Annotated in this window: 23 protein-coding genes and 2 pseudogenes; 15 read left to right on the forward strand and 10 right to left on the reverse strand. The window is 58.7% G+C overall.

The window, feature by feature from the left end; translation table 11 throughout:
• Positions 1-91: 91 nt before the first annotated feature.
• Genes MO767_RS25495 through MO767_RS25505 form a run of 3 tightly spaced genes read left to right on the forward strand, consistent with a single transcriptional unit; the run spans position 92 to position 3,144 of the window.
• Positions 92-2,080, forward strand: coding sequence for an FUSC family protein (locus MO767_RS25495; RefSeq protein WP_282482784.1), 1,989 nt, complete (start codon positions 92-94; stop codon positions 2,078-2,080).
• A complete protein-coding gene (locus MO767_RS25500) occupies positions 2,067-2,273 on the forward strand; it encodes a DUF1656 domain-containing protein (RefSeq protein ID WP_008151119.1) in 207 nt (68 codons plus the stop codon). The genes MO767_RS25495 and MO767_RS25500 overlap by 14 nt, the downstream gene beginning before the upstream one ends.
• Positions 2,274-2,283: 10 nt before the next feature.
• On the forward strand, positions 2,284-3,144 hold the full coding sequence (locus tag MO767_RS25505; protein WP_282482785.1) for an HlyD family secretion protein: 861 nt from the start codon (positions 2,284-2,286) through the stop codon (positions 3,142-3,144).
• Positions 3,145-3,246: 102 nt separating this feature from the next.
• Here MO767_RS25505 and MO767_RS25510 read toward each other — a convergent pair whose 3' ends face one another.
• Positions 3,247-3,717 carry a MaoC family dehydratase gene (locus MO767_RS25510; RefSeq protein ID WP_046049496.1) on the reverse strand — a complete coding sequence of 157 codons (471 nt, stop codon included), beginning with the start codon at positions 3,715-3,717 and terminating at the stop codon, positions 3,247-3,249.
• A 40-nt stretch (positions 3,718-3,757) separates the two neighbouring features.
• Positions 3,758-4,702 (reverse strand): alpha/beta hydrolase, encoded by a 945-nt coding sequence (locus tag MO767_RS25515; protein ID WP_282482786.1) that lies wholly within the window; start codon positions 4,700-4,702, stop codon positions 3,758-3,760.
• A 252-nt stretch (positions 4,703-4,954) separates the two neighbouring features.
• On the opposite strand from MO767_RS25515, the gene fadD2 reads away from it, so the two are divergent.
• Both fadD2 and fadD1 read left to right on the forward strand, forming a co-directional pair.
• Positions 4,955-6,643: a long-chain-fatty-acid--CoA ligase FadD2 gene (fadD2, locus tag MO767_RS25520; protein ID WP_282482787.1), complete on the forward strand. Its 1,689-nt coding sequence runs from the start codon at positions 4,955-4,957 to the stop codon at positions 6,641-6,643.
• A gap of 357 nt (positions 6,644-7,000) precedes the next feature.
• Complete coding sequence (fadD1, locus tag MO767_RS25525; RefSeq protein ID WP_282482788.1) at positions 7,001-8,701, forward strand: long-chain-fatty-acid--CoA ligase FadD1; 1,701 nt, start codon at positions 7,001-7,003, stop codon at positions 8,699-8,701.
• Positions 8,702-8,890: 189 nt separating this feature from the next.
• Here fadD1 and MO767_RS25530 read toward each other — a convergent pair whose 3' ends face one another.
• Positions 8,891-9,268 (reverse strand): hypothetical protein, encoded by a 378-nt coding sequence (locus MO767_RS25530; protein ID WP_282377262.1) that lies wholly within the window; start codon positions 9,266-9,268, stop codon positions 8,891-8,893.
• A 199-nt stretch (positions 9,269-9,467) separates the two neighbouring features.
• On the opposite strand from MO767_RS25530, the gene MO767_RS25535 reads away from it, so the two are divergent.
• The 3 genes from MO767_RS25535 to def all read left to right on the forward strand — a co-directional run bounded on the left by MO767_RS25535 (position 9,468) and on the right by def (position 11,322).
• Positions 9,468-9,659, forward strand: coding sequence for a CsbD family protein (locus MO767_RS25535; protein WP_129437765.1), 192 nt, complete (start codon positions 9,468-9,470; stop codon positions 9,657-9,659).
• Positions 9,660-9,829: 170 nt separating this feature from the next.
• Positions 9,830-10,786 carry a YihY/virulence factor BrkB family protein gene (locus MO767_RS25540; RefSeq protein WP_282482789.1) on the forward strand — a complete coding sequence of 319 codons (957 nt, stop codon included), beginning with the start codon at positions 9,830-9,832 and terminating at the stop codon, positions 10,784-10,786.
• Positions 10,783-11,322 carry a peptide deformylase gene (gene def, locus MO767_RS25545; protein ID WP_033056803.1) on the forward strand — a complete coding sequence of 180 codons (540 nt, stop codon included), beginning with the start codon at positions 10,783-10,785 and terminating at the stop codon, positions 11,320-11,322. The genes MO767_RS25540 and def overlap by 4 nt, the downstream gene beginning before the upstream one ends.
• Before the next feature lie 12 nt (positions 11,323-11,334).
• On the opposite strand, the gene MO767_RS25550 is transcribed toward def, so the two are convergent.
• Both MO767_RS25550 and gstA read right to left on the reverse strand, forming a co-directional pair.
• On the reverse strand, positions 11,335-11,751 hold the full coding sequence (locus MO767_RS25550; protein WP_282482790.1) for a GNAT family N-acetyltransferase: 417 nt from the start codon (positions 11,749-11,751) through the stop codon (positions 11,335-11,337).
• Positions 11,752-12,101: 350 nt separating this feature from the next.
• Complete coding sequence (gene gstA, locus MO767_RS25555) at positions 12,102-12,704, reverse strand: glutathione transferase GstA (protein WP_282482791.1); 603 nt, start codon at positions 12,702-12,704, stop codon at positions 12,102-12,104.
• Positions 12,705-12,803: 99 nt separating this feature from the next.
• Here gstA and MO767_RS25560 point away from each other — a divergent pair, with 99 nt between their 5' ends.
• Together MO767_RS25560 and MO767_RS25565 are read left to right on the forward strand one after the other, a co-directional pair.
• Positions 12,804-13,676, forward strand: a complete 873-nt coding sequence (locus MO767_RS25560; protein ID WP_282482792.1) for a LysR family transcriptional regulator — start codon at positions 12,804-12,806, stop codon at positions 13,674-13,676.
• 417 nt (positions 13,677-14,093) lie between these two features.
• A complete protein-coding gene (locus tag MO767_RS25565; RefSeq protein WP_282482793.1) occupies positions 14,094-15,413 on the forward strand; it encodes a PAS domain-containing methyl-accepting chemotaxis protein in 1,320 nt (439 codons plus the stop codon).
• 229 nt (positions 15,414-15,642) lie between these two features.
• Here the strand turns inward: MO767_RS25565 and MO767_RS25570 are convergent, their stop codons facing one another.
• From MO767_RS25570 to MO767_RS25580, 3 genes and pseudogenes are all read right to left on the reverse strand, one after another.
• Positions 15,643-17,067 carry an MFS transporter gene (locus MO767_RS25570; RefSeq protein ID WP_282482794.1) on the reverse strand — a complete coding sequence of 475 codons (1,425 nt, stop codon included), beginning with the start codon at positions 17,065-17,067 and terminating at the stop codon, positions 15,643-15,645.
• Between the two features lie 143 nt (positions 17,068-17,210).
• Complete coding sequence (locus MO767_RS25575) at positions 17,211-17,843, reverse strand: glutathione S-transferase (RefSeq protein WP_282482795.1); 633 nt, start codon at positions 17,841-17,843, stop codon at positions 17,211-17,213.
• 56 nt (positions 17,844-17,899) lie between these two features.
• Positions 17,900-18,196: pseudogene (locus tag MO767_RS25580) on the reverse strand (PACE efflux transporter); the annotation flags it as partial.
• On the opposite strand from MO767_RS25580, the pseudogene MO767_RS25585 reads away from it, so the two are divergent.
• Positions 18,195-18,500, forward strand: a pseudogene (locus MO767_RS25585) (LysR family transcriptional regulator); the annotation flags it as partial. The pseudogenes MO767_RS25580 and MO767_RS25585 sit on opposite strands and share 2 nt — an antisense overlap.
• A 78-nt stretch (positions 18,501-18,578) precedes the next feature.
• Here the strand turns inward: MO767_RS25585 and MO767_RS25590 are convergent.
• Positions 18,579-19,610 (reverse strand): LacI family DNA-binding transcriptional regulator, encoded by a 1,032-nt coding sequence (locus MO767_RS25590; protein ID WP_282482796.1) that lies wholly within the window; start codon positions 19,608-19,610, stop codon positions 18,579-18,581.
• 215 nt (positions 19,611-19,825) lie between these two features.
• Here MO767_RS25590 and MO767_RS25595 point away from each other — a divergent pair, with 215 nt between their 5' ends.
• Together MO767_RS25595 and MO767_RS25600 are read left to right on the forward strand one after the other, a co-directional pair.
• The gene (locus tag MO767_RS25595; protein ID WP_282482797.1) at positions 19,826-20,359 is read left to right on the forward strand and encodes a gluconokinase; all 534 of its coding nucleotides are present in this window, start codon (positions 19,826-19,828) and stop codon (positions 20,357-20,359) included.
• 82 nt (positions 20,360-20,441) lie between these two features.
• Positions 20,442-21,794 carry a GntP family permease gene (locus tag MO767_RS25600; RefSeq protein ID WP_282482798.1) on the forward strand — a complete coding sequence of 451 codons (1,353 nt, stop codon included), beginning with the start codon at positions 20,442-20,444 and terminating at the stop codon, positions 21,792-21,794.
• Positions 21,795-21,911: 117 nt separating this feature from the next.
• Here the strand turns inward: MO767_RS25600 and alaC are convergent, their stop codons facing one another.
• The gene (gene alaC / locus MO767_RS25605) at positions 21,912-23,129 is read right to left on the reverse strand and encodes an alanine transaminase (RefSeq protein ID WP_282482799.1); all 1,218 of its coding nucleotides are present in this window, start codon (positions 23,127-23,129) and stop codon (positions 21,912-21,914) included.
• A gap of 139 nt (positions 23,130-23,268) precedes the next feature.
• Between alaC and MO767_RS25610 the strand changes: the two genes are divergently transcribed.
• On the forward strand, positions 23,269-23,931 hold the full coding sequence (locus MO767_RS25610; RefSeq protein WP_282482800.1) for a LysE family transporter: 663 nt from the start codon (positions 23,269-23,271) through the stop codon (positions 23,929-23,931).
• Between the two features lie 67 nt (positions 23,932-23,998).
• Positions 23,999-24,484: a GyrI-like domain-containing protein gene (locus tag MO767_RS25615; RefSeq protein WP_282482801.1), complete on the forward strand. Its 486-nt coding sequence runs from the start codon at positions 23,999-24,001 to the stop codon at positions 24,482-24,484.
• Position 24,485 lies beyond the last annotated feature (1 nt).

Genomic DNA, 24,485 nt, shown 5'->3' on the forward strand with positions numbered 1-24,485 from the left:
ACGGATGTTAGTTAGCTAGCTAATAATTTGTTTATCAAGTGACTGAACCGATCCCGACTATCGTTAAATCGCCTTTCCAAGAGTCTTTTACGTGCCTATCACCTTGCAGGCTTTGTTTGCGCCTGACCGCCGCGCCTTACAGTTCGCGATCAAAACCTTGATCGGCGGCGGCCTGGCACTGTGGCTGGCATTACGCTGGGGTCTGGAGCAACCGGCCTGGGCGTTGATGACGGCGTTCATCGTCGCCCAGCCCTTGTCGGGGATGGTGGTGCAGAAGGGCCTGGCGCGGTTGCTGGGGACGCTGGTCGGGACGATCATGTCAGTGGTGTTCATGGGGTTGTTTGCCCAGACGCCCTGGTTGTTTTTGTTGGCCTTGGCGTTATGGCTGGGTCTGTGTACGGCGAGTTCGACCTTGCTGCGCAGCGCCTGGTCCTATTCGTTCGTGCTGGCCGGTTACACGGTGGCAATCATCGCGTTGCCGGCCATTACTCATCCGCTGACGGTGTTCGATCAAGCCGTGGCTCGCTGCACAGAAATCTGCCTGGGCATTCTTTGCGCCACCGCCGCCAGTGCGCTGCTCTGGCCGATGCGGGTCGAACGGCAGCTGGCGGATCAGGCGCGGGCAGCGTGGCAAAGCGGTATGAGCGCCGCGCGCGCAACCCTGGCCGGTGAGGGTCAGGCGCGTAAAGGCTTGCTGGAAATCCTCGGGAGAATCGTCGCCGTTGATGCCCAGCGCGAGCATGCCTGGTTTGAAGGAAGCCTGGGGCGGCAACGAGCACGCGCGATCAGCGGCTTGAGCCAGAAGCTGTTGATGCTATTGCGCATCGCCCGTTCGGTACGCCGCCAGTGGAAGCAATTGGAACCTCAGGAAGCCGAGCAACTGTTGCCCTGGATGACCGAGGTTCAAGAGGCGCTCAACAACCCTGACACCGCGACCCTGCAAGCTCTGCGTCCGAGGTTGCTCGACGCTTGCCACGACCCGCACATCAGCTCCGCACAGAGTTACTGCCTGGCTCGTTTCACCTTGTTGCTCGATACCGCTATGGCGGCCAGCGCCGCGTTGAACGCCGTTGAGGAGGGCAAGGAAACGGTCGATCCACCGAGAACCCTGACGCCACACCGTGACCTGTCATTGGCGCTGATGTTCGGTGCCCGAAGTGCGTTGGCGTTTCTGGTGGTCTCGTGCTTTTGGTTGGCGACCGCCTGGCCCGCTGCCTCCGGCGCGCTGCTGTTGACGTGCGTGGTGTGTAGTCTGTTCGCCAGCCGCGAGAACGGCGCCCAGATCGGCATGAGTTTTATGCGCGGGATCTTCCTGGCAATTCCGGCCGCGTTTATCGTTGGGCAGATTCTGCTGCCGCAATGGAGTGGTTTTGCCTTGCTGTGCATGGGCATGGGCGTGCCGTTATTCCTCGGCGCGCTGGGCATGGCCAAACCGCAGATCGGCGCCACGGCTACCTCATTTTGTTTGCACTTTATCGTGCTGGTATCGCCGCTCAATGCGATGAAATTCGATGTCGCGACGTTCTTCAACAGCGCTCAATCCATCGTGGTCGGTGTCGGCGCCGCAGTGCTGGCGTTCCATTTGTTGATCCTGCGCAACCCGACGTGGCATGGCCGACGTCTGCTGGCGGCAACCCTCGACGATCTGGTGCGCCTGACCCGGCGCAATCTTCGCGGTGCCGAAAGCTGGTTTGGCGGGCGCATGGCCGACCGCTTGCTGCAATTGGCGCGACACTATCCCGAGTTGCCGGAACCGGCGCGCAGTCGCTGGGACGATGGCTTGCTCGGCCTGGACATCGGCGACGAATTGCTGCATCTGCGTTTGAGTCTGGCGGTGGCGCAGGCACCGGTCAGTGCGCCTCAGCGGCGTTATCTCGAACAGCTGGAAAAAATCCTCGAGCAAGGCCCGGCCGGCAGTCGCGCCGAGGCGTTGGCGCAGCCGAGCGAAGAACTCTTGAAGACCTTGTACGCATTGCCCCCCAGCGATGCGGTGAAACTGGCCCAAGGCGCGGTGCTGCAATTGCAAAGCAGCTGGCGCGCCTGGTGCCGTCAACAGGAGCAAAGCCATGGGCTTGCGTGAGTGGTCGGTGGGTGGCGTGCTGCTCAGTCCGTTTCTGATTTACGTGCTGCTGGCGCTGCTCGTCACTGGAGCCTTGCGCATGCTCTTGCGCCTGACGCCGGTGGGCCGCTGGATCTGGCATGAAGCATTGTTTGATTGCGCCTTGTACGTCTGTGTATTGACCTTGATCACCGTCGTCCTCGGACCTTTATAAGGAGTTGAAAATGCGTACACCCGTACGTGTCGCGGTAACCCTGGGCCTGGTGGCGGTGGCGATCTTTGCCGGCTTCCATTTGTGGCAGTACTACATGCTCACGCCGTGGACTCGGGACGCGCGGATTCGCGCCGACGTGGTGGTGATCGCCCCGGACGTCTCGGGTTGGGTGCGTGAGCTCAAGACTTTTGATAACCAGCAGGTCAAGGCTGGCGATTTATTGCTGAGCATTGATCGTGACCGTTTCGAAGCGGCGCTGGAGAAAGCCCAGGCGGTGGTGCAGACCCGTCAGCAGCAACTCAATCTGCGCGAGCGTGAAGCCAGTCGCCGCGCTGCCCTCGGGCCGCAGGCAATCAGTGCCGAGCTGCGTGAAAACGCACAGATCAACGCTGGCATCGCCCGTGGCGAACTGCGCGAAGCCCAGGCCGAAGCCAAGGTTGCGGAACTCAACCTCGCCCGTAGTCAGGTCCATGCACCACGCAACGGTCACATCACCAACCTGCGTCTGGCCGAAGGCAACTACGTGAATGCCGGGCAATCGGTCATGGCGTTGATCGACGATTCGACTTTCTATGTGCAGGCGTATTTCGAAGAAACCAAACTGCCACGGATTCGTGTTGGCGATCCGGTGAAGGTCTGGTTGATGAGTGCGGGGGAGGCATTGCAGGGACATGTCGAAAGCATCAGTCGCGGGATTACTGATCGCAACACCACGCCGGATGGGCAGTTGCTGGCAGAGGTCGAGCCGACGTTTAACTGGGTGAGGCTGGCGCAGCGGATTCCGGTAAGGATCAAGATTGATCAGTTGCCGGAAGGGATGAATTTGAGTTCGGGGATGACGGCGAGTGTGCAGGTGCAGGAAGGGCCTTAAGATCAAAAGATCGCAGCCTCGTTTCACTCGACAGCTCCTACAGGTATCGCAAAACCCTGTAGGAGCTGTCGAGTGAAACGAGGCTGCGATCTTTTGAGGCAATCAGCCGATGCTGATTGCCGGCAGCTTAGGCAACGTCACCGTCTGCTGCTTACGCGGCGCCAGAATCTCCGCCTCGCCATCCACTACCAACTCATCACGCTGGTTAAACACGCGAGTGGCAATCCGCACACGAAACTTCGGCAGCTTCTCGAGAATTTCCAGACGCACGGTCAGCGTGTCGCCAATTTTTACCGGCTTCTGAAAACTCATTTGCTGACCGATATAAATAGTCCCCGGCCCAGGCAACTCGCAGGCAACGGCAGCGCTGATCAGCGCACCGCTGAACATGCCGTGAGCGATGCGCTCCTTGAACATGGTGCCGGCGGCGAATTCAGCGTCCAGGTGCACCGGGTTGTGATCGCCGGACATCGCGGCGAACAACTGAATGTCGCGCTCTTCGACCGTCTTGCTGTAACTGGCGGTCTGGCCGACTTCAAGGGCTTCGTAAGGGGTGTTGGTAACCTGGGTCATCTGTTTCAATTCCTGTCACGAATAAATAAATTCAAAAAAACTATTCCGATCTGGGTGGCCGACGGTGGCTCAGCGCCTGGGCGATCCAGTTCAACACGTCATTGATCACTTCATCGCGGTTGCTCTCGTTGAACAGTTCATGCCGTGCCTGCGGGTAAATAGTCAGTTGCAGGCTCTGGCTGCCGGCAGCGCGCAGCGCATGGGCCAGATCTTTCAGACGCTTGCCTTCGCTCACCGGATCACATTCACCGCCAATCACCAGCAACGGCAGGCCCGGATCAATCTGAGCGAGATTGGACGCTTTGCTGATTTGCTGCAACCCACCGAGCAAATCGATCCACAGCTGATTGGTGCAGCGAAAGCCGCAGAGCGGGTCGTTGGCGTACAGGTCGACCTCCGCCGGATCGCGGCTGAGCCAGTCGAATCGCGTGCGTGCCGGTTTGAATTTCTTGTTGAACGAACCGAACGACAGCCATTCGATCAGCGCGCTGCGACCCTTCGGGCCCTGACGCAAACGTTCTAACCGCGCAATCTGCCGCGCCGCGCGATAGAGCGCCACCGGTTGGAAGTTCGACCCGCTGAGAACGGCCCCGTGCAGGCTAGCGCTGTGGTGCAGCAGATAAGCCTGGGCGATGTAGCTGCCCATGCTGTGACCGAGCAGCACAATCGGCATTCCCGGATGTTGTTGGCCGATGTGCTGGTTGAGGCTCGCCAGATCGCCGACCACCTTGCACCAACCGTCATCGTCGGCGAAATGGCCGAGTGTCCCGTTTTCGGCAGTTTTGCCATGTCCACGCAGGTCCGGCGCATACACACCGTAGCCCTGAGCACAGAGTTTTTCCGCCAGACGGGCGTAGCGACCACTGTGTTCCGCCATGCCGTGGGCCAACATAATCACTGCTTTTACAGGCGCGGCGGGCAGCCACTGGTTGACGAAGAGGCGGCTGCGGTCACTCGCGGTCAGCCAGAAAGTGTCGTGGATCATGGCGGTTCCTTTGCATGGATGGGGCTGCCGGGTGGGAAACAGCCTCGATGCATTGTATAGCGCATCCATCGCGTGCCGTCTGATCAGGCCACGCCGCTGCAGCAAGATTCACGCGGTCAATGACGCCCGTTGGCATATTTGCCTGATTCGCCATAGCTGCTAGTGTCCGTGAAGCCCCGTTTTTCGTTCTTTGTTTTTGAAGAAGGACAGAAAAGCGGCCCCGGATAGGTTCAGGTAAAGAGGACAAGAACAATGCAACCTGATTTCTGGAATGACAAACGCCCGGCCGGCGTGCCCCTGAACATTGATCAAGGGGCCTACAAGTCGGTGATCGAGGTGTTCGAGCGTTCCTGCAAGAAATTTGCTGACCGCCCGGCATTCAGCAACATGGGCGTCACCCTGACCTACGCCGAACTGGAACGCTACAGCGTAGCGTTCGCCGGTTACCTGCAAGCCCACACCGACCTGGTGCCCGGGGATCGCATTGCGGTGCAGATGCCCAACGTCCTGCATTACCCGATTGCCGTGTTCGGTGCCTTGCGCGCCGGGCTGATCGTGGTCAACACCAACCCGCTGTACACCGCGCGGGAGATGCGTCATCAGTTCAAGGACTCCGGTGCCCGGGCGCTGGTGTACCTGAACATGTTCGGGGCCAAAGTCCAGGAAGTGCTGCCCGACACCGACATCCAGTACCTGATCGAAGCGAAGATGGGTGACCTGATGCCCGCCGCCAATGGCTGGCTGGTCAATACGATGGTGAGCAAGGTCAAGAAGCTGGTCCCGGCGTATTCCTTGCCGCAGGCCATTTCCTTCAAGAGCGCGCTGCGCCTGGGCCGGGGCCTGGGCATCAAGCCGCTGAAGATCGGGCTCGACGACATCGCCGTGCTGCAATACACCGGCGGCACCACCGGCCTGGCCAAGGGCGCGATGTTGACCCACGGCAACCTGGTGGCCAACATGCAGCAAGTGCGGGCGTGCCTGGAGCAGTTCGGCAATGACGGCCAGCCGCTGTTGCGCGAAGGGCAAGAGGTCATGGTCGCGCCGCTGCCGCTGTACCACATCTATGCGTTCACCGCGAATTGCATGTGCATGATGGTTTCGGGCAACCACAACGTGCTGATCACCAATCCGCGGGACATCGGCGGTTTCATCAAGGAGCTGAAGAATTGGCGGTTCTCGGCGCTGCTAGGGCTGAATACGCTGTTCGTGGCGCTAATGGATCACCCAGACTTCAAGACCCTGGATTTCTCCAGCCTCAAACTCACCAACTCCGGCGGCACCGCGCTGGTCAAGGCCACGGCCGAGCGCTGGGAACAGCTCACCGGTTGCCGCATCACCGAAGGTTACGGCCTGACGGAAACCTCCCCGGTGGCCTGCACCAACCCGTACGGCGACAAGTCGCGCCTCGGCACGGTTGGCCTGCCGGTGCCGGGCACCACGCTGAAAGTCATCAACGATGACGGCGTGGAGCAGGCGCTGGGCGAGCGCGGCGAACTGTGCATCAAGGGCCCGCAGATCATGAAGGGCTACTGGCAGAAACCCGACGCCACTGCCGAAGTGCTGGATGCCGAAGGCTGGTTCAAGTCCGGTGACATCGCGGTGATCGACCCGGACGGTTTTGTGCGCATCGTCGATCGCAAGAAAGACATGATCATCGTCTCGGGGTTCAACGTGTACCCGAACGAGATCGAAGACGTGGTGATGGCGCACCCGAAAGTCGCCAACTGTGCGGTGATCGGTGTGCCGGACGAGCGGTCGGGGGAGGCGGTGAAGCTGTTTGTGGTGGCCCGTGAAACGGGTGTCAGCCTTGAAGAGCTGAAGGCTTACTGCAAGGAAAACTTCACAGCGTACAAAGTGCCCAAGCACATCGTCTTGCGTGAGTCGTTGCCGATGACGCCGGTGGGCAAGATCTTGCGGCGGGAGTTGCGTGATATCGCCTGATCGTTAAATGGCCGCGCTTCGCGCGGATCGCGGGCAAGCCACGCTCCTACAAGGTTCTCGGTGATCCTGTGGGAGCGGGCTTGCCCGCGATGCTTTTTGGGGGGGAGGGCCCAAATTACGGGGCTTTCAGGGTGCTATAGAATTTTTGCTCTAAAATGACCGCTAGCCATTCTTGAGTCATTAAAGTGACTGTAGAGGCGGCTTTTGGCTCTAGTCGGCCCTAGGCAAAGCTGCTACTCTCGGCGCGCTTTGTGACTTCTCGGCCTATGTAAATAGCCAGACTCACCAACAAACACACACCAATAATAATCGCATCAAATGCGGTGATGAATTCGCGTTGCTGAGGAGTGGGCTTCCATGATCGAAGACTTTTGGAAGGATAAGTACCCTGCCGGGATTGCTGCCGACATCAATCCGGACGAGTATCCGAATATTCAGGCGGTGTTGAAGCAGTCCTGCCAACGCTTTGCCGACAAACCGGCGTTCAGCAACCTGGGCAAGACAATCACCTACGGTGAACTGTACGAATTGTCCGGTGCCTTTGCCGCTTACCTGCAACAGCATACCGACTTGCAGCCGGGCGATCGAATTGCCGTGCAGCTGCCCAACGTGTTGCAGTACCCGGTCGCCGTCTTCGGCGCCATTCGCGCCGGGCTGATCGTGGTCAACACCAACCCGCTGTACACCGCGCGGGAAATGGAACACCAATTCAACGACTCCGGTGCCAAAGCCCTGGTCTGCCTGGCCAACATGGCACACCTGGCCCAGCTCGTCGTGCCGAAAACCGGCGTCAAGCACGTGATCGTCACCGAAGTGGCCGACCTGCTGCCTCCGCTCAAGCGCCTGCTGGTCAACAGCGTCATCAAGTACGTGAAGAAGATGGTCCCGGCGTATCACTTGCCCAAGGCCATCAAGTTCAACGACGTCTTGAGCAAGGGCCACGGCCAGCCAGTCGCTGAAGCCAACCCGGCCAGCAGCGACGTTGCCGTGCTGCAATACACCGGCGGCACCACCGGCGTGGCCAAGGGCGCGATGCTGACCCACCGCAACCTGGTGGCGAACATGCTGCAGTGCAAGGCGCTGATGGGGTCCAACCTCAATGAAGGTTGCGAGGTCCTGATCACGCCGCTGCCGCTGTACCACATCTATGCCTTCACCTTTCATTGCATGGCGATGATGCTGATCGGCAACCACAACATCCTGATCAGCAACCCGCGCGATTTGACGGCGATGGTCAAGGAACTGTCGAAGTGGAAGTTCAGCGGTTTCGTCGGGCTCAATACGCTGTTTGTTGCCCTGTGCAACAACGAAGGCTTCCGCAAGCTGGATTTCTCTGCATTGAAAGTCACCCTGTCCGGTGGCATGGCCCTGCAACTGGCCGCTGCCGAGCGCTGGAAAGCAGTCACCGGTTGCGCCATCTGCGAAGGTTACGGCATGACCGAAACCAGCCCGGTCGCGACGGTAAACCCGATCCAGCACATCCAGATCGGCACCATCGGTATTCCGGTGCCGTCGACCCTGTGCAAAATCATCGACGATGCCGGCGTTGAACAGCCAATGGGCGCAATCGGTGAGCTGTGTGTGAAAGGTCCGCAAGTGATGAAGGGCTACTGGCAGCGTCAGGACGCCACCGATGAAATCCTCGACAGCGAAGGCTGGTTGAAGACCGGTGACATCGCGTTGATCCAGCCTGACGGTTACATGCGCATCGTCGACCGCAAGAAAGACATGATTCTGGTCTCCGGTTTCAACGTGTACCCGAATGAACTGGAAGACGTGCTGGCGACCCTGCCGGGCGTGCTGCAATGCGCAGCCATCGGTGTGCCGGACGAGAAGTCGGGCGAGGCGATCAAGATCTTCATAGTCGCCAAACCGGGCGTGACCCTGACCAAAGAGCAAGTGATGGAGCACATGCGTGCGAACGTTACGGGCTACAAGGTTCCGCGCTCCGTGGAGTTCCGCGACGCGCTGCCGACCACCAACGTTGGCAAGATCCTGCGCCGCGAGTTGCGCGACGAAGAGCTGAAGAAGCTCGGCGTCAATAAAGTCAGCGCGTAACAAACAAAAGCCCCGCAGATGCGGGGCTTTTTGTTGGCACTCTTGTGGCGAGGGAGCTTGCTCCCGCTCGACTGCGAAGCAGTCGCCATCCAGGCGATGGAGATACATCAGAAGTATCGCGGTGTCTGACCTGGGGCCGCTTCGCAGCCCAGCGGGAGCAAGCTCCCTCGCCACAGGGGATGTGTGAAGTTACAGGCGGAACTGCGCGAAATTGACGTTGGTACCCGCCGGGCGCATGTCCTGGAGGTACGAGTCCTTGTCGGCGCTCAGTTCCAGGCTCAAGGCCGCTTTGCGTTTACCTTCGTTGCGCACCACCAGACCTTCGAGCTTCTCGCGCAGGAATACCGTCGGCACTTTCAGGTGCAGCAGTTCGTCGGTATCAGGGGTGTGCATCAGCAGGTGAACCCACTCGTACTGACCAACGGCCAGGCGCGCGACCGGAATATCAAACCACCAGATGTTGCGGTTGCGGTTCAATTCGGTGAAATGGCAGTTGTTGACGCCAAGCACAGCACCGCCAAGTTCCTGGTTTCTGCGGGCAATGGCCTGCTTTTTATCGAGTTTCATAACATTCCTACGGGATTGGATCTTCAGCGCCATGGCCTGAATACGTTGCGCATTCTCGGGGGTTGGTCGGCAAACATAAAGCCCAACCTGCACTGAACGATGAAATGTGCTGCTGAAAATAAATGAAACTCCGTGCAAACGCCTCCGGTCAACCTTGTGTAACCACTTTTCTCGTTCAATTGTTCACAGGAGAACCACCATGAGCAGCACTGGCGATAAAGCAAAAGGCTTGGCCAACGAAGCAGTCGGCAACGTCAAACAAGGCGTCGGCAAGGCCACCGGCAACGACAAAATGCGCACCGAAGGCGTGGTGCAGGAAAGGAAAGGCGAAGCCCAGCAAGCGGTCGGCAAAGCCAAAGACGCGATCAAGAAAGGCATCGACAAGGCGTGATCAGGCCTTTGATGAGCAACAGAAACGGCCATCCGCGGATGGCCGTTTTTGTGTCAGCCTGAACTTGCACAAGGAAATTGTTTCAAACTCGCCAAGTAGGCTACTTTGATGTAGAAAACGGCCCCTGAGTCGCCACGACTTCAACCTTTTTGCGGCGAAAGGAGACGCTAATGTTTTTCCCTCACATGAAAGGTCAGCGCCTGCACCGTGTCATGGTGCGCACGATCACCGAGTTCGTCGACGACGAGATGTCGACCTATGCCTCGGCGCTGGCCTATCAGATGCTGTTCTCGCTGTTTCCCTTCATTCTGTTCCTGATCGCCCTGATCGGTTTCCTGCACCTGCCGGACTTCTTCTCCTGGCTGCGCCTGCAATCGGAGCTGGTCCTGCCGCCCCAGGCGCTGGAACAGGTGAACCCGGTCATCGACCAGCTCCAGCAATCCAAGGGTGGCTTGCTGTCGGTCGGTATCGTGATTGCCCTGTGGACCGCGTCCGCCGGTGTGCGGCTGATGATGAGCGCGATGAACGCCGCCTACGACGTGGTCGAAGGCCGGCCGGCGTGGAAGCGTTTCCCGCTGTCGATTTTCTACACCATCGGCATCGCCGGCATGCTGCTGGTGGCTGCCGCGCTGATGGTGCTCGGGCCGCAGGTGATGGGCTGGATCGCCTCGCAAGTCGGCCTCGAAGACTTCATCGTGACCCTCTGGACCATCGTGCGCTGGCCGGTGGTCGTGATTCTGTTGATGATGGCGGTGGCGCTGATTTATTACGTCATGCCCGACGTCAAACAAGAGTTTCGCTTTATCACCCCCGGTTCGGTGCTGGCCGTGGTGGTGTGGATCCTTGCATCGGTGGGCTTCGGTATGTACGTCAAAACATTCGCCGACTACAACGCCATGTATGGCAGTATCGGCGCGATCATCGTGCTGTTGCTGTACTTCTACATTTCCGCTGCGGTGCTGTTGCTCGGCGCCGAGATGAATGCCGTGATCGAACATATGTCGACCGAGGGCAAGGATGATGGCGAAAAATTCCCCGGCGAGCACAGCCACGAACACAAACACCACGTGTCGGGACTGGGTCGGGACCACTCGATCAAGCCGACCACTGACGAAGTCATCAAATGATCCGTGAAATTCTGAAAATGGGCGACGAACGCCTGCTGCGCATTGCCCCGCCGGTGCCTGCCGAAATGTTCGACAGCCCGGAGCTGTGGCAACTGATCGACGACATGTTCCAGACCATGGAAAGCGTCGGCGGTGTTGGCCTGGCTGCGCCGCAGATCGGCGTCGACCTGCAACTGGTGATCTTCGGTTTCGAGCACAGCGAACGCTATCCGGACGCCGAAGCCGTGCCGCAGACGATTCTGATCAACCCGTTGATTACGCCGTTGAGCCCGACCCTGGAAGAGGGTTTCGAAGGCTGTCTGTCGGTGCCCGGCCTGCGCGGCGCGGTAGATCGCTATCAGCACATTCGGTACGAAGGGTTCGATCCCAAGGGTAATCCGATCGTACGCATCGCCTCGGGATTCCATGCGCGGGTTGTGCAGCATGAATGCGATCACCTGATCGGCCGGTTGTACCCGTCGCGCATCAGTGACTTCAGCAAGTTCGGGTTTACCGACGTGATGTTTCCGGATCTCGACCCTGCTGCAGACGACTGATGCCTTCCAGAATCATCCAGAGGCTTTTAAACCCATGGCGATCATCGGCTTGCTGCGGGCGTAACGGCTCAAGCGTTCCGCCATGGAGTAGGGCAGTGGCGGATCGAAGGTAAAACCGCGACGTTCATAAAACTCACGCAAGTCCGGATGACAAAACAGCCACACCGGACCTTCAAGGTCCTTGAGCGCCTCGGCGATCAGCGCCGCAGCGATGCCCTGTTCACGGCAGGCCGGATCGACAAACAAACCCGTCAGCCAATGCCCGTCCGCCACCGGTCGCAAACACAGTGCGCCAATGATCTCCTCGCGCCTGGCCACCCAGAGTTGAGCGTCGCGGACCGCTTTCATCGACGATTGGTGAGCGCGATAAAACTTGTTCATCAAGGGCCATGAAGGCTCGGCGAGCAAGGTGTACTGGGTGTTGGGCATGGTCTTCGACTGTCGGTGCGCAAAGCGGGAGATTATAAAAGAACGTGCGCGCAGCGATAGGTGTATACCTGATCTCACATCCCGTATGAGTGGAGTAAGTATCATGGCCAAAGGCATGGATTCAAAAAAAGCGGCAAAGAAGAAACCGGCAAAAACCGCCGATGAAAAGCGCGCGGACAAGAAGGCCAAGAAGGTGGATGTGTTCGGTCATTGATTCCGCGACAAGGGAGCTCGGCCCTCGGGCTCCCGCCGCTTCACGGGGTGAAGGCCATCGACCGCCCAGGCCGCCATTACACTAATTGCGAAATGAGGTCCCCTGTGTGCGAGCCTGCTCGCGATGGTCTTGAGGCCTACAGCAACTCCGCGGCCAACGCCGTCATTACGGCTGGCCGCTGATCAACCGTCGTCTGAAACCGCGCCAACGCCGGCCACTCATTCAAATCGATGGCAAACAGGTGCGCCCAGCGCAACACCGTAAACAAATACGCATCGGCAATGCTGTACCTGTCAGCCATCAAATAATCCTGGTGTTCCAGCGTCTGGCTCAACACAACAAAACGCTTGAACAGTTTCTCCTTGATCAGCGTTTTAACCTCATCCGGAAACTGCGAACTGAACAGCCAACCCAACCCGCCATGAATCTCGGTCGAGATGAAATTCAGCCACTCCTGCACCCGCACCCGCTCGAACGTCCCGCTCACCGGTGCCAGGTTCGCTTCAGGTCGCAGGTCTGCCAGGTATTGCAGGATTGCCGGACCTTCGGTCAGCACTTGGCCATTGTCCAGTTGCAATGCTGCGACGTAACCCTTGGGGTTGATGGCGAGGAAGTCCTCGCCGCTGGCAGTTCTCTTGGTGGTGTTGTCGACGCGGATCAATTCGAACGACAGATCCAGTTCACTCAGCACGATATGCGGCGCGAGCGAGCAGGCGTGTGGGGCGTAATACAACTTCATTGGCAGGGCTCTGGCTGGGGATTTGCGCCAGTGTCATAGTGCGCGGCACCCTCGGTAAAATTAATCTTTCAGAAAACAGCCATAAGGAAAGCTACTGCCATGATGAATCTGATGCATTGGCGAATGGTGGTGGCGGTGGCTGACACGGGCAACATAACCCGGGCTGCCGAGCGGGTCGGCATGACCCAGTCCGGAGCCAGCCAGGCCTTGGCGTTGATTGAAGAAACTCTGGGCGTTCAACTGTTCAGTCGAGAGAATCGCCAGACCTTGCCGACGGCAATCGGCCTGTCTGTCATCGAACATGCGAGAACCATGCTCGGTGCTCTGGAAACCATTCGCAGTACTGTCGATTCCACCAAAGACATTCAGCGCGGGACGATTCGCCTGGCCAGTTTCCCCATGGTGCTGGCGACTTTCCTGCCGCCGCTGCTGCGTCAGTTCAACCGGCTTTACCCCGGTATTCAGGTGGTCGCGCTGGAGGTCAGCGACGATGAAGTGGAAACGCTGCTCGGCGCCGGGCTGGTGGATGTCGGCGTGGTGTTGAACCCGGCGCCCGAGCGTAATGCCGCTCGCCTGGGGCGTGATGCCTGGATGGCGGTGGTGCCTGGCGGCCATCCCTTGGCTCGCCGTTCCAATGAAGAAGGCGTCTCCCTGGCGGAGTTGGCGGAGCAACCTTTTGTACTGGCCACGGGCGGTTGTTCGACCAACGCACGCAGCCTGGCGGAAGATGCCGGGCTGCAACTGCTTGATGTGCGGGTCGAGGTCCGTGAATGGAGCAGTGCGTTCACCCTGGTGCGGGAAAACATCGGCGTGACGCTGGTGCCGGAGATGACGCTGCCGAGCCAACTTCAGGGGCTGCGCGTGGTGCCGGTGACTCCGCGTATCGATCGAGAGTTTGCTTTGGTGGCCGCTGCGAACAAGCCACCCACGGCGGCGGTACAGGCGTTGATGGGCATGCTCGCCGAGAAATGACGCATACCGAAGCTGAACCGATTTTGTCCTCAATACTGGCCGACTAGTGGCCTTGCTTACCTGCCTCGCCAGTCTATGCTGAATCGTAACTAACTATGTCGACCACCATGTGAAGGCCGTCATACACGTTAAAAACGTGCGCAACCCAAGGCACCGACTCTGAACAACACGGAGCTGTCCGGTCAATGGAATGTCTTATCAGAATGTTAGGGCTGGCCCGATTCCGGGCTATCAAGAGAAGGATGTCTTGATAAGAGCGTTGCTACATGGACTCTCCGATTAAACATCATTGATCACCTGACCAAGTCCTTCCTGTGGAGGGATGCGTGTGCCTGTTCCTTGGAACGTAGTGGTGGAGCTGTTGAAAGACCAAAGAACTTTCATCAAACAAAAGACCGCGCTGAAGGTGATACGACCATGTTTAACCGACGTCACAAGACTGACCTGCTGGAAATCGAACGATTCAGTTGCGCGCTGACCGAGGCTAACGCGAAGTTGGCCGCAGTCAGCCGCTCGATGGCGATGATTGAGTTCACCCCCGAAGGGATCGTGCTCGATGCCAACGACAACTTTTGCAGTGTCATGGGATACAGCGCCGAAGAAGTGCGCGGTAAGCATCACCGGATCTTTTGCGAAGAAGCGTTTTATCGAAGTGAAGCCTACGCCAAGTTGTGGCGTGACCTGGCCCGTGGCGAACCAGTGAGCGGGACCTTTTTACGCTTGAACAGGAGCGGCAAGGAGATCTGGCTCGAAGCCAGCTATATGCCGGTGTTCGGCGCTGATCGTCAGGTCCGGAGTGTAATCAAAGTCGCCACTGACGTCTCAGCCAGGATCTACAAGGAGCACGAAAACGAGAGCATGCTCGCGGCTATCGGTCGCTCCATGGCTGTGATCGAATTCACCCCGGATGGCAAAGTCATCACGGCCAACGACAACTTCTTGAAGACGATGCATTACTCGCTCAACGAAGTGGTTGGCCAGCACCACAGCCTGTTTTGTCATCGTGCCGAAGCCGAATCGCAGGCCTACAAAGCGTTCTGGGCTTCGCTCAATCGCGGCGAATACCACTCGCACCGTTTCGAGCGCAAAGACAAGCACGGTCATACGGTTTTCCTGGAGGCCTCCTACAACCCGCTGTTCGACACCAAGGGTCGATTGTACAAAGTGGTCAAGTTCGCCAGCGACATCACCCAGCAAGTCACCACCCTGCAAACCGCCGCGGAGTCGGCCCACAGCACCTCGGTTCAAAACGACGCCTGTGCGCAGAAAGGTTCTCAGGTGGTGCAGCAAACGGTGCAGACCATCCAGGACATTTCCAAAGACTTGAACGAAGCGGCGCTGAGCATTGATGCCGTCAGCAAACAATCCGACATCATCGGCACCATCGTTCAGACCATTCGCGGCATTGCCGATCAGACCAACCTGCTGGCGCTTAACGCTGCGATCGAAGCGGCCCGGGCCGGGGAGCACGGGCGCGGTTTCGCGGTAGTCGCCGATGAAGTTCGCAGCCTTGCGGCACGAACGAGCCAGGCAACGGTGGAGATCGTTGAAGTGGTGCGCAAGAACCACGATTTGTCATTGAGTGCGGTGTCGAGCATGCAGTCCAGTTTGAGTCGAACCGGGCTTGGGGTGGAGCTGGCGAATGAGGCGGGTGCGGTGATTCTGGAGATTCAACAAGGGTCGCGGCATGTGGTGGATGCGATCAGTCAGTTCAACTCGACCTTGCAGATAAGTTGATAGCAATGCCAGTTAAGCCGCAATGCAATCTGTAGCAGCTGGCGAAGCCTGCGTTCGGCTGCGCAGCAGTCGTAAAACCTGAGTTTGCGGTCTTCCTGAAACACCGCATCGTCTGATTTCACGACTGCTGCGCAGCCGAACGCAAGCTTCGCCAGCTGCTACGGATTGTGTCGTTCCTTGACTGACTAGCATTGCCCTCGAAGGGACCCTCTTTTATTGACGCTTGGCATCAGCGATGAGCGATGTTTTCCAGTGCCAGGTTGCGGGTTCTCGGACCAAAACAGCCGATGGTCAACATCACGATCAACATGCTGCTGACAATAAACGCCAACACCCCCGGCGTGCCGAAGTTTTCGAGGAAAATCCCGATCAGCAAACTGCTGAACACCGTCGACAATCGACTGAACGAATAACAGAACCCCACCGCCCGGGCACGGATGTTGGTGGGGAACAATTCGCTTTGGTAAGAGTGATAACTGAAGCTCAGCCAGGCGTTGCAGAAGGTGATCATCACCCCGCAGAAGATCAGGCCGAAGGCGCTGGTTTGCCAGGCGAACAAGGTGCCGAAGGTCATGGCACCCAAGGCCGAGCCGACAATCTGCCACTTGTTCTCGAAGCGGTTGGCGAACTTCACAAACAGTAACGGCCCGAGTGGGTAGGCGAGGGTGATGATGAAGGCGTACATCAGGCTGTGCGTCACGCTCACGCCCTGGCCGGATAGCAGCGCCGGCAACCAATTGCCGAAGCCGAAGAAACCGATGGCCTGGAACACGTGGAACACGATCAACATCAGCGCCCGACGGCGATACGGCGGCTGCCAGATATCAGCGAAACGCCCCGTACCCTGGACATCCACTGCCGCCAGCTCCGGCTCATCCAACGCCTTACCCTGATCCTTCACGCAGCGGGCTTCAATGCCATCAAGAATCTTGTTGGCTTCGTCGAACCGTCCATGCTGTGCCAACCAACGCGGTGACTCCGGCAAGCGCGATCGCAGCCACCAGATGAACAGCGCAAACACCGCGCTCGCCAACACCACCCAACGCCAGCCGGACACACCGAACGGCGCTTGTGGCACCAGCCACCACGACATCAACGCCACCGCCGGCACCGACAGAAACTGCACGAAAAACGCGAAGGCAAATGCCGAGCTGCGCATGCGTTTGGGCACCAGCTCTGAGAGGTAGGCGTCGATGGTCACCAGTTCGATGCCCAGCCCGATACCCACCAGAAAGCGCATGCAGATGATGCCGATGGCTGAACTCTGAACGCCCATCGCCACCGTCGCGACGGTGTACCAGATCAACGCGAAGGTGAAGATCGCACGTCGACCGAAGCGGTCGGCCAACGGGCTCAACAGACTCGCGCCAAGGAACAACCCGAGGAACGTCGCCGAGGCGAAGGCGGCCTGATCGGAGAAGCCGAACACGCCTTGGCTGCCGGTGGCGAAGATGCCGTCGCGAATCAGGCCGGGGCTGATGTAGGCCGTCTGGAACAAGTCGTAGAGTTCGAAAAAACCACCGATCGAGAGCAGCGCCACCAATCGCCAGATCGTGGAGACGGCGGGGAGTCGGTCGATGCGGGCGGAAACTTGCGCGGCCCGGACGGGGTCGATTCCGTCAGGTTGAGCAAAGGCGGGGGAGTGAGCAGTCATGGGCTGATCCAAATCTTATAGATGGAAAAGCTTAGCCTGCTATCGGAAATGAATGATTGTGAATCTCGGCGGCTTCGCGTCGAGATTCACGCAGTTATTGCAATGAATGTTTACATTTTAGCGATTTGTAGCGCAGCAGCCGCTCAAGCCAGGCCGTTGCAGCCGTATTTGAGGAATCCAGGGCGTTGTGCCAACCGTTGGAAATATTCGTCGATGGCGGGGTAGTCGGGCCGCTCCATCGGTGTCATCAGCCAGCGGTTGACCGACAGCCCGATGACGATGTCCGCCAGCGTGAAGTGTGGCCCGGCGACATACGCTTTGGTGGCCGCGAGTTGATGCTCGAGGATGCCCATTTTCTGATTCCAGCCGTGTACACCGGCGGCAATGTGATGCGGGTCCTGGAACTCCGGATCTTTGCGTACCAACGCCGTGAACGCATAGCTCCAGGAGGCATTGAGTTCAGTCGCTTGCCAATCCATCCACTGTTCCACCCGAGCGCGGGCCGCGGGTTCGTGGGGTAGCAGATCGGTGTTGTGGTGTTTGCCGGCCAGATAGCGGCAGATGGTGTTGGACTCCCACAGCACGCCGGCCTCATCGATGATCACCGGCACCAGTGCGTTGGGATTGAGCCTGAGAAACTCCGGCGTATGGGTCGACGCATAACCGCCGCCCCAGTCCTCCCGTTCGTAGGCAACACCCAGTTCCTCACAGGTCCACAGGACTTTTCTGACGTTGATGGAGGAGGCTTTTCCCAGAATCTTCAGTGCATGTTCCATTGAGCTACTCCGTTAGCGATTTGACGCTTCAGGAATCTAACAGACATTCAGCGTTTTCAAACCGGATCCGGCAGCGCCGAAGTTGGCAAACCAAACGTGCGATCAAACAGCCAGTTGAAGGCGAAGGTGTAGCATGGGATGAAAATGATCAGCGCCGCGTCCAGCAGGAAGGCTTGCACCAGGCTGATGTTCATCCACCAGGCGATCAACGGGATGAGGAACACTATCAAGGTTAGTTGAAAACCCACGGCATGGGCGATGCGCCGTTTAACGGTGCGGATTCGCGAAGGCTGACGACTTTCCCAGCGCTCGAACAGCGTGGTGTAGATGAAACTCCAGGTCACCGCGAGGGTCGGTTATCCACTGTTCGACCGCAGTCATCGCGAGCCGGTGCCGACGGCGATGGCCAGCGCATTGGTGCCTCACGCGCGATTGATCGCCGAGCAGCTCAAACAGCTGCAAGTGCATGCGGTCGAGTTGTCGCAGGGGCTGGAAAGCAAGTTGTCGATCGGGGTCGTGGCGGACATCGACAAGGGCCGCGTGATGATGGCGATCAAGGTCATCGCCAAGCGTCATCCGCTATTCGACATCGAAATGCTCAGTGCGCCGCAGGATGACGTGTTGGCGCTGCTGCACAGCGGCCGGGTGGCATTCGCTCTCATGAAAAACCAGAGCGAATACCAACCTGATTTAAGGCTGCAGGGTTCCCCTGCAACATAGAATCTCCCACACGGATCAGGTGCTTTCGCGCACCTTCAGCTCAAACCCCATGTCCTGCACCGGTTTGGCCACTGTGTTGCCAGCCATCAACGTCAACATCTGCTCCGCCGCGCGGCGGCCAATCGCCTCGCGCGGGGTGCTGATGCTGCTCAGGCGCGGGACCATGTGAGCCGAGGCCGGCAGGTCGTTGAAGCCGAGGATCGCCACTTGTTCGGGGATCTTGATCCCGCTGCGCATGGCTTCGAGCAGTGCGCCCTGGGCCAGGTCGTCGTTGCCGAAGAAGATCGCGTCAACATCGGGATGAGTGGCGAGCAGTTGCAGGAACAACTCGCCGCCCAAGCCAACTGAGGAAGAGCGAGGCGTCAGCACTTCCAGGTCCGGGTCATACAAACCGGCCTTTTGCAGGGCTTTGCGGAAACCTTCGCCGCGCAGCAACGTGCGTTGATCCAGTTGCGCGCCGATGTAGGCCAGACGCTTACGACCGCGAGACAGCAAATGTTCGGCCGCTGTCTCGCCGGCGGCAAGTTGCGAAAAGCCCACGCAATTGAGCCCGGCTGCGCTGTCCAGTTCCATCATGTACACGCACGGAATGTTGCTGGTCTCGATCATCCGGCGCGAACTTTCGGTGCGGTCGAAACCGGTCAGCAGCAAACCGCGAGGCTGATACGCCATGTAGTTGCGCAGCAGGTTTTCTTCTTCATCGCGTGAGTAATGGAAGTTCCCGATCAGCACCTCAAAGCCTTTGGGGCGCAAAACCTGATGAATGGCTTCCAGCGTGTCGATGAACAATAAGTTGGACAGTGACGGCACCAATACCACCACCGAATGGCTCTGGGCCGAGGCTAACGCGCGGGCGGCAGGGTTGACCACGTAGTTGAGTTCAAGCGCCGCTTTCTGCACTTTTTCCACCAGTTCGGTGGCCACCGTGCTGACCCCGCGCAGGGCGCGAGAGGCGGTGATCGGGCTGACACCGGCCAGGCGAGCGACTTCGTTCAAAGTGGGGCGGCCAGTGGTGCGCGTATTTTTATCGTTTTTAGGGGAGATCATCAGACGGCTTGCCAAACAAAATTCGAGGCACTAAGGTAGCGCTGTCTCGACGCAGCTGCAAATGCGTGAGCGGGGTTTGCCTGATCCCCGTTTTTTGGCGTTGGGAACGAACATGCTGCAACCCACAAAAATGACAAGAAGGCGTCGGCAACTTCTGCTTTTGTTCTAGTGTCATAACTGGCAAAGGTAGCGCTGTCTGCGCGCTGAGGTGTTACATGAATCATCCCATCACCGCCTTGGTCATCATGGGCGTTGCCGGTTGCGGCAAGACTTGCGTCAGCGAGGCCTTGTGCCAACTCAGCGGCGCGACCGCCATTGAAGGCGACACTTTCCACCCTGCCGCCAATATCGAAAAGATGAGCGCGGGTATCCCCCTGAACGACGACGACCGTGCCGGCTGGCTCGACAGCCTGTGCGATGAATTGCGCCGCATCGACGCCAAGGGCGAACGCCCGGTGCTGACCTGCTCGGCCCTCAAACACATTTACCGCGAACGTCTGCGTAGCGCCTTGCCGGGCCTGGGCTTCGTGTTCCTAGAGCTGACCCCTGAAGTTGCCGCCGATCGTGTCTCCCATCGGCCGGGCCACTTCATGCCGTCAACATTGATCGACAGCCAGTTCGCCACCCTTGAATCACCCGTTGGCGAGCCCCTGACCCTGGCTCTGGACGCTTCGAACCACAGCGTCGAGCAATTGGCGAAGCAAGCTCATGTCTGGTGGCAGGCGCATGGCCTGAAACACGCCGTATGAGTTTTGCCAGAAGAGATAGCGCTGTCCTATTGGCTTGCGAATTACCCGCTTTAATAACAACAACAACCAGGAGACACCCCTAATGTTTGGCATGTCCCACGAGACGTTCCTGCTGCTCGATGCAGTGGTCACGGTGATCGGGCTTATCGTCCTGATTACCAAGTTCAAGCTTCACCCGTTCATTGCCCTGATTATCGCCGCTGCCTTTCTCGGGCTGACCTCCGGCATGCCGATCGGCACCATCATCAAGGCGTTCCAGGACGGCTTCGGTGGGGTGCTTGGTTTCGTCGGGATCATCCTCGCGCTGGGCACCATGCTCGGCAAAATGATGGCCGAGTCGGGCGGGGCGGATCAGATTGCCCAAACCCTGATTCGCGCGTTCGGCAAGGACAAGGTGCAGTGGGCGATGATGTTTGCGGCCTTCCTGGTCGGCATTCCGCTGTTTTTCGAAATCGGCTTCGTGCTGCTGATCCCACTGGTGTTCATCGTGGCCCGGCGTACCGGCGTGTCGATCATCAAGATCGGTATCCCGCTGCTGGCCGGTCTGTCCGCCGTGCACGGTCTGGTTCCGCCGCACCCGGGTCCGTTGCTGGCCATCGGCGTGTTCGGTGCCGACATTGGTAAAACCATTCTCTACGGCCTGATCGTTGCGCTGCCGACGGCCATCATCGCCGGCCCGATCTACGGCACGTTCATTTCCAAGTACATCCCGGGTCATCCTAACCAGGAACTGGTCGATCAACTGGCGCGCGAGCCGGAGGCGGCTGAGCTGCCGAGCTTCAGCATCACCCTTATCACCGTGCTGCTGCCGGTGTTCCTGATGTTGCTCAAGACCTTTGCCGACGTGGTGCTGCCGGAAGGCAATTTCTTCCGCTCGTTCATGGACCTGATCGGTCACCCGATTTCGGCGCTGCTGCTGGCGTTGCTGCTGTCGCTGTACACCTTCGGGCACCGTCAGGGCATGGGCTCCAGCAAAATCCTCAAGTTGCTCGACGCCAGCCTCGCGCCGACCGCCGCGATCATTCTGATCATCGGTGCCGGTGGTGGCTTCAAGCAGATGCTGGTGACCAGCGGCGTGGGCGACGTGATCGGCCACATGGCGGTGAACGCACAGATCTCGCCGATCCTGCTGGCCTGGCTGGTAGCAGCGGTGATTCGTATCGCGACCGGCTCTGCAACCGTGGCCACCATTACCGGCGCGGGAATCGTGGTGCCGGTGGTGGGGATGATTCCAGGTGTGAACCGTGAGCTGTTGGTGCTGGCGACTGGTGCCGGTTCGTTGATCCTGTCGCATGTCAACGACGCGGGTTTCTGGCTGGTGAAGCAGTACTTCAACATGACCGTGGCGGAAACCTTCAAGACCTGGACGGCGATGGAGACCATCCTGTCCATCGTGGCGCTGGGCTTTATCCTGCTGTTGTCGATGTTCGTCTAAGCACACCGTAAAACAACTGTGGGAGCGAGCTTGCTCGCGATGAGGGCTTAACATTCAATGCAAATGTTGAATGTAAGTCCGCTATCGCGAGCAAGCTCGCTCCCACATTTATTTGTGTCAGGCGTTGGCTTTCTGAACCAACCCATCCGCCCGAAACATCCCGCGAATCCCGCGTACTGCCTGACGAATCCGGTCCTGGTTTTCGATCAGCGCGAAGCGCACGTGATCATCCCCATACTCCCCAAATCCTACGCCCGGCGAGACGCAAACCTTGGCTTCGGCCAGCAGTTTCTTGGCGAACTCCAGCGAGCCCAAGTGCGCATATGCCTCGGGAATCTTCGCCCAGACATACATCGATGCTTTCGGATTCTCGACCATCCAGCCCAGTTCATGCAGGCCTTTGACCAGCACGTTGCGACGCTGCCGATACTGCTCGGCGATGTCCTTGACGCACTGCTGATCACCTTCCAGCGCCGCAATGGCCGCGACTTGCAGCGGGGTGAACGTGCCGTAGTCGTGATAACTCTTGATCCGCGCCAGGGCGTTGACCAGCTCGGCGTTGCCGACCATGAAACCGATGCGCCAGCCCGCCATGTTGTAGCTCTTGGACAGGGTGAAAAACTCTACCGCAATGTCCTTGGCGCCCGGCACTTGCATGATCGACGGGGCTTTCCAACCGTCGTAGACGATGTCGGCGTAAGCCAGGTCATGCACCACTAAAACGTCGTACTGCTTGGCGAGGGCGATTACCCGCTCGAAGAAATCCAGTTCCACGCACTGGGCGGTGGGGTTGGACGGGAAGCCGAGAATCATCATTTTCGGTTTCGGAATCGAGCCGCGAATGGCGCTTTCCAGTTCGGCGAAGAAGTCCACGCCCGGAATCAGCGGCACCGAACGCACCTGGGCGCCGGCAATCACGGCACCGTAGATGTGAATCGGATAGCTCGGGTTCGGCACCAGAACGGTATCGCCCTGATCGAGGGTGGCCAGCATCAAATGCGCCAGGCCTTCCTTGGAACCGATGGTGACGATGGCTTCGCTTTCCGGGTCGATGTCGACCTCGTAGCGATCCTTGTACCAATTGGAAATCGCCCGGCGCAGACGCGGAATGCCCTTGGACGTCGAATAACCGTGAGTGTCTTCGCGCTGGGCGACGGTGACGAGTTTTTCGACGATGTGCGGCGGGGTAGGGCCATCAGGGTTGCCCATGCTGAAATCGATGATGTCTTCGCCACGACGACGGGCGGCCATCTTCAGCTCGGCTGTGATGTTGAATACGTAAGGGGGGAGTCGATCTATGCGCGCAAAGCGGCGCGGCGAACCTGGGTTAGCCATTGTTGCCTCGGATAACGTGAGCGCCCGGAACCGTCCGAGCGACGCTGGTCACTGCGGTGACCTGTGGCGGAATGTAAGGGCTGATGTGGCAAACTGTCCAGCGACTATGTAAACAAATTTGTCCGAAGGAAATCGGTTGATGGAATTTACCAGTGGCTTCTTGCTGAGCCTTTCGCTGTGCCTGGACATCGGCGTGGCCAACATCGCGATGATCACGCTGGCGATGCAACGCGGCTATTTTCAAGGCTTTGCGCTGGGTTTGGGCACCTGCGTCGGCGACCTGATCTACGCCGTGCTGGCCCTGGCCGGGATGACCGTTTTGCTGCAATACGAAACCGTGCGCTGGGTGCTGTGGATTGGAGGTTCGGCGCTGTTGTTGTACTTCGCGGCGAAGATGATCTATTCGGCGATTCACCATGAGGCGGTGCTGGCGCAGGCCGAAGATGTGGGACAGAACTCCCATCGGCGCGAGTTTTTCCGTGGGATCTTCCTCGCCATGTCGTCTCCCAGCGCCATTCTCTGGTTCGCGGCGGTGGGCGGCACATTGATTGCTCGTTCCGGTGGCGGTGGCGCCCTCAGTTCGGCGCTGTTTCTTGGCGGATTTCTGTGCGCCGGGGTGCTCTGGTGCGTCGCTTTGTGCTTCGCCGCGAGTCACGGTGGCAAGTTGCTGGGCGACAAACTGCTGCGTTACTCCTATATGGCATCGGCGGCGATCTTCTGCTATTTCGCAGTCTACGTGATCCTATCGGGGTATAACGAGTTCGTTGGCGCAGGTGCCGCCGAGCAGTTGCACGCACTGTAACTGGGCGAATCGGGTTTGGGTTCTATACTCCAAGCCGAACCCACTTTTTTGTTCCAGGAGTTGAGTCATGGATGAGCAAACAGGCGTCGAAACGGCCAAGCCACGGTTCGAGCACGGGCACTTCCTGCTCATTGCAGGGCTTGGCGGCCGATTTACTGCAGACACCACTAAAGGCATTCCCGCTCTCTGGGAGAAATTCATTCCCGAGATTGGCAAAATTCCCGGTCAAAAAAACGAAGTGACCTACGGCATCTGCTGCAATCCGGATGGCAAGGGCGGCTTCGAATACATCGCCGGCGTTGAAATCAGCAAGCTCGACGACCTGCCCGAAAAGTACCGCTGGGTTGAGGTCCAGCCTCAGCACTATGCGGTGTTCGAGCACAAAGGCTCTCTCGATCAGTTGCCCCAGACCTTCCAATACATCTGGAAAACCTGGCTGCCGCAATCCGGTTATCAGGCGGCCGACGCGCCTGAATTCGAACGCTACAGCGAAGACTTCAACCCGAAGCTCAATACCGGCGTGCTGGAAATCTGGCTGCCGCTCAAGGCGTAAT

The sequence above is a fragment of the Pseudomonas sp. UYIF39 genome, assembly GCF_029963765.1.
Taxonomy (GTDB): domain Bacteria; phylum Pseudomonadota; class Gammaproteobacteria; order Pseudomonadales; family Pseudomonadaceae; genus Aquipseudomonas.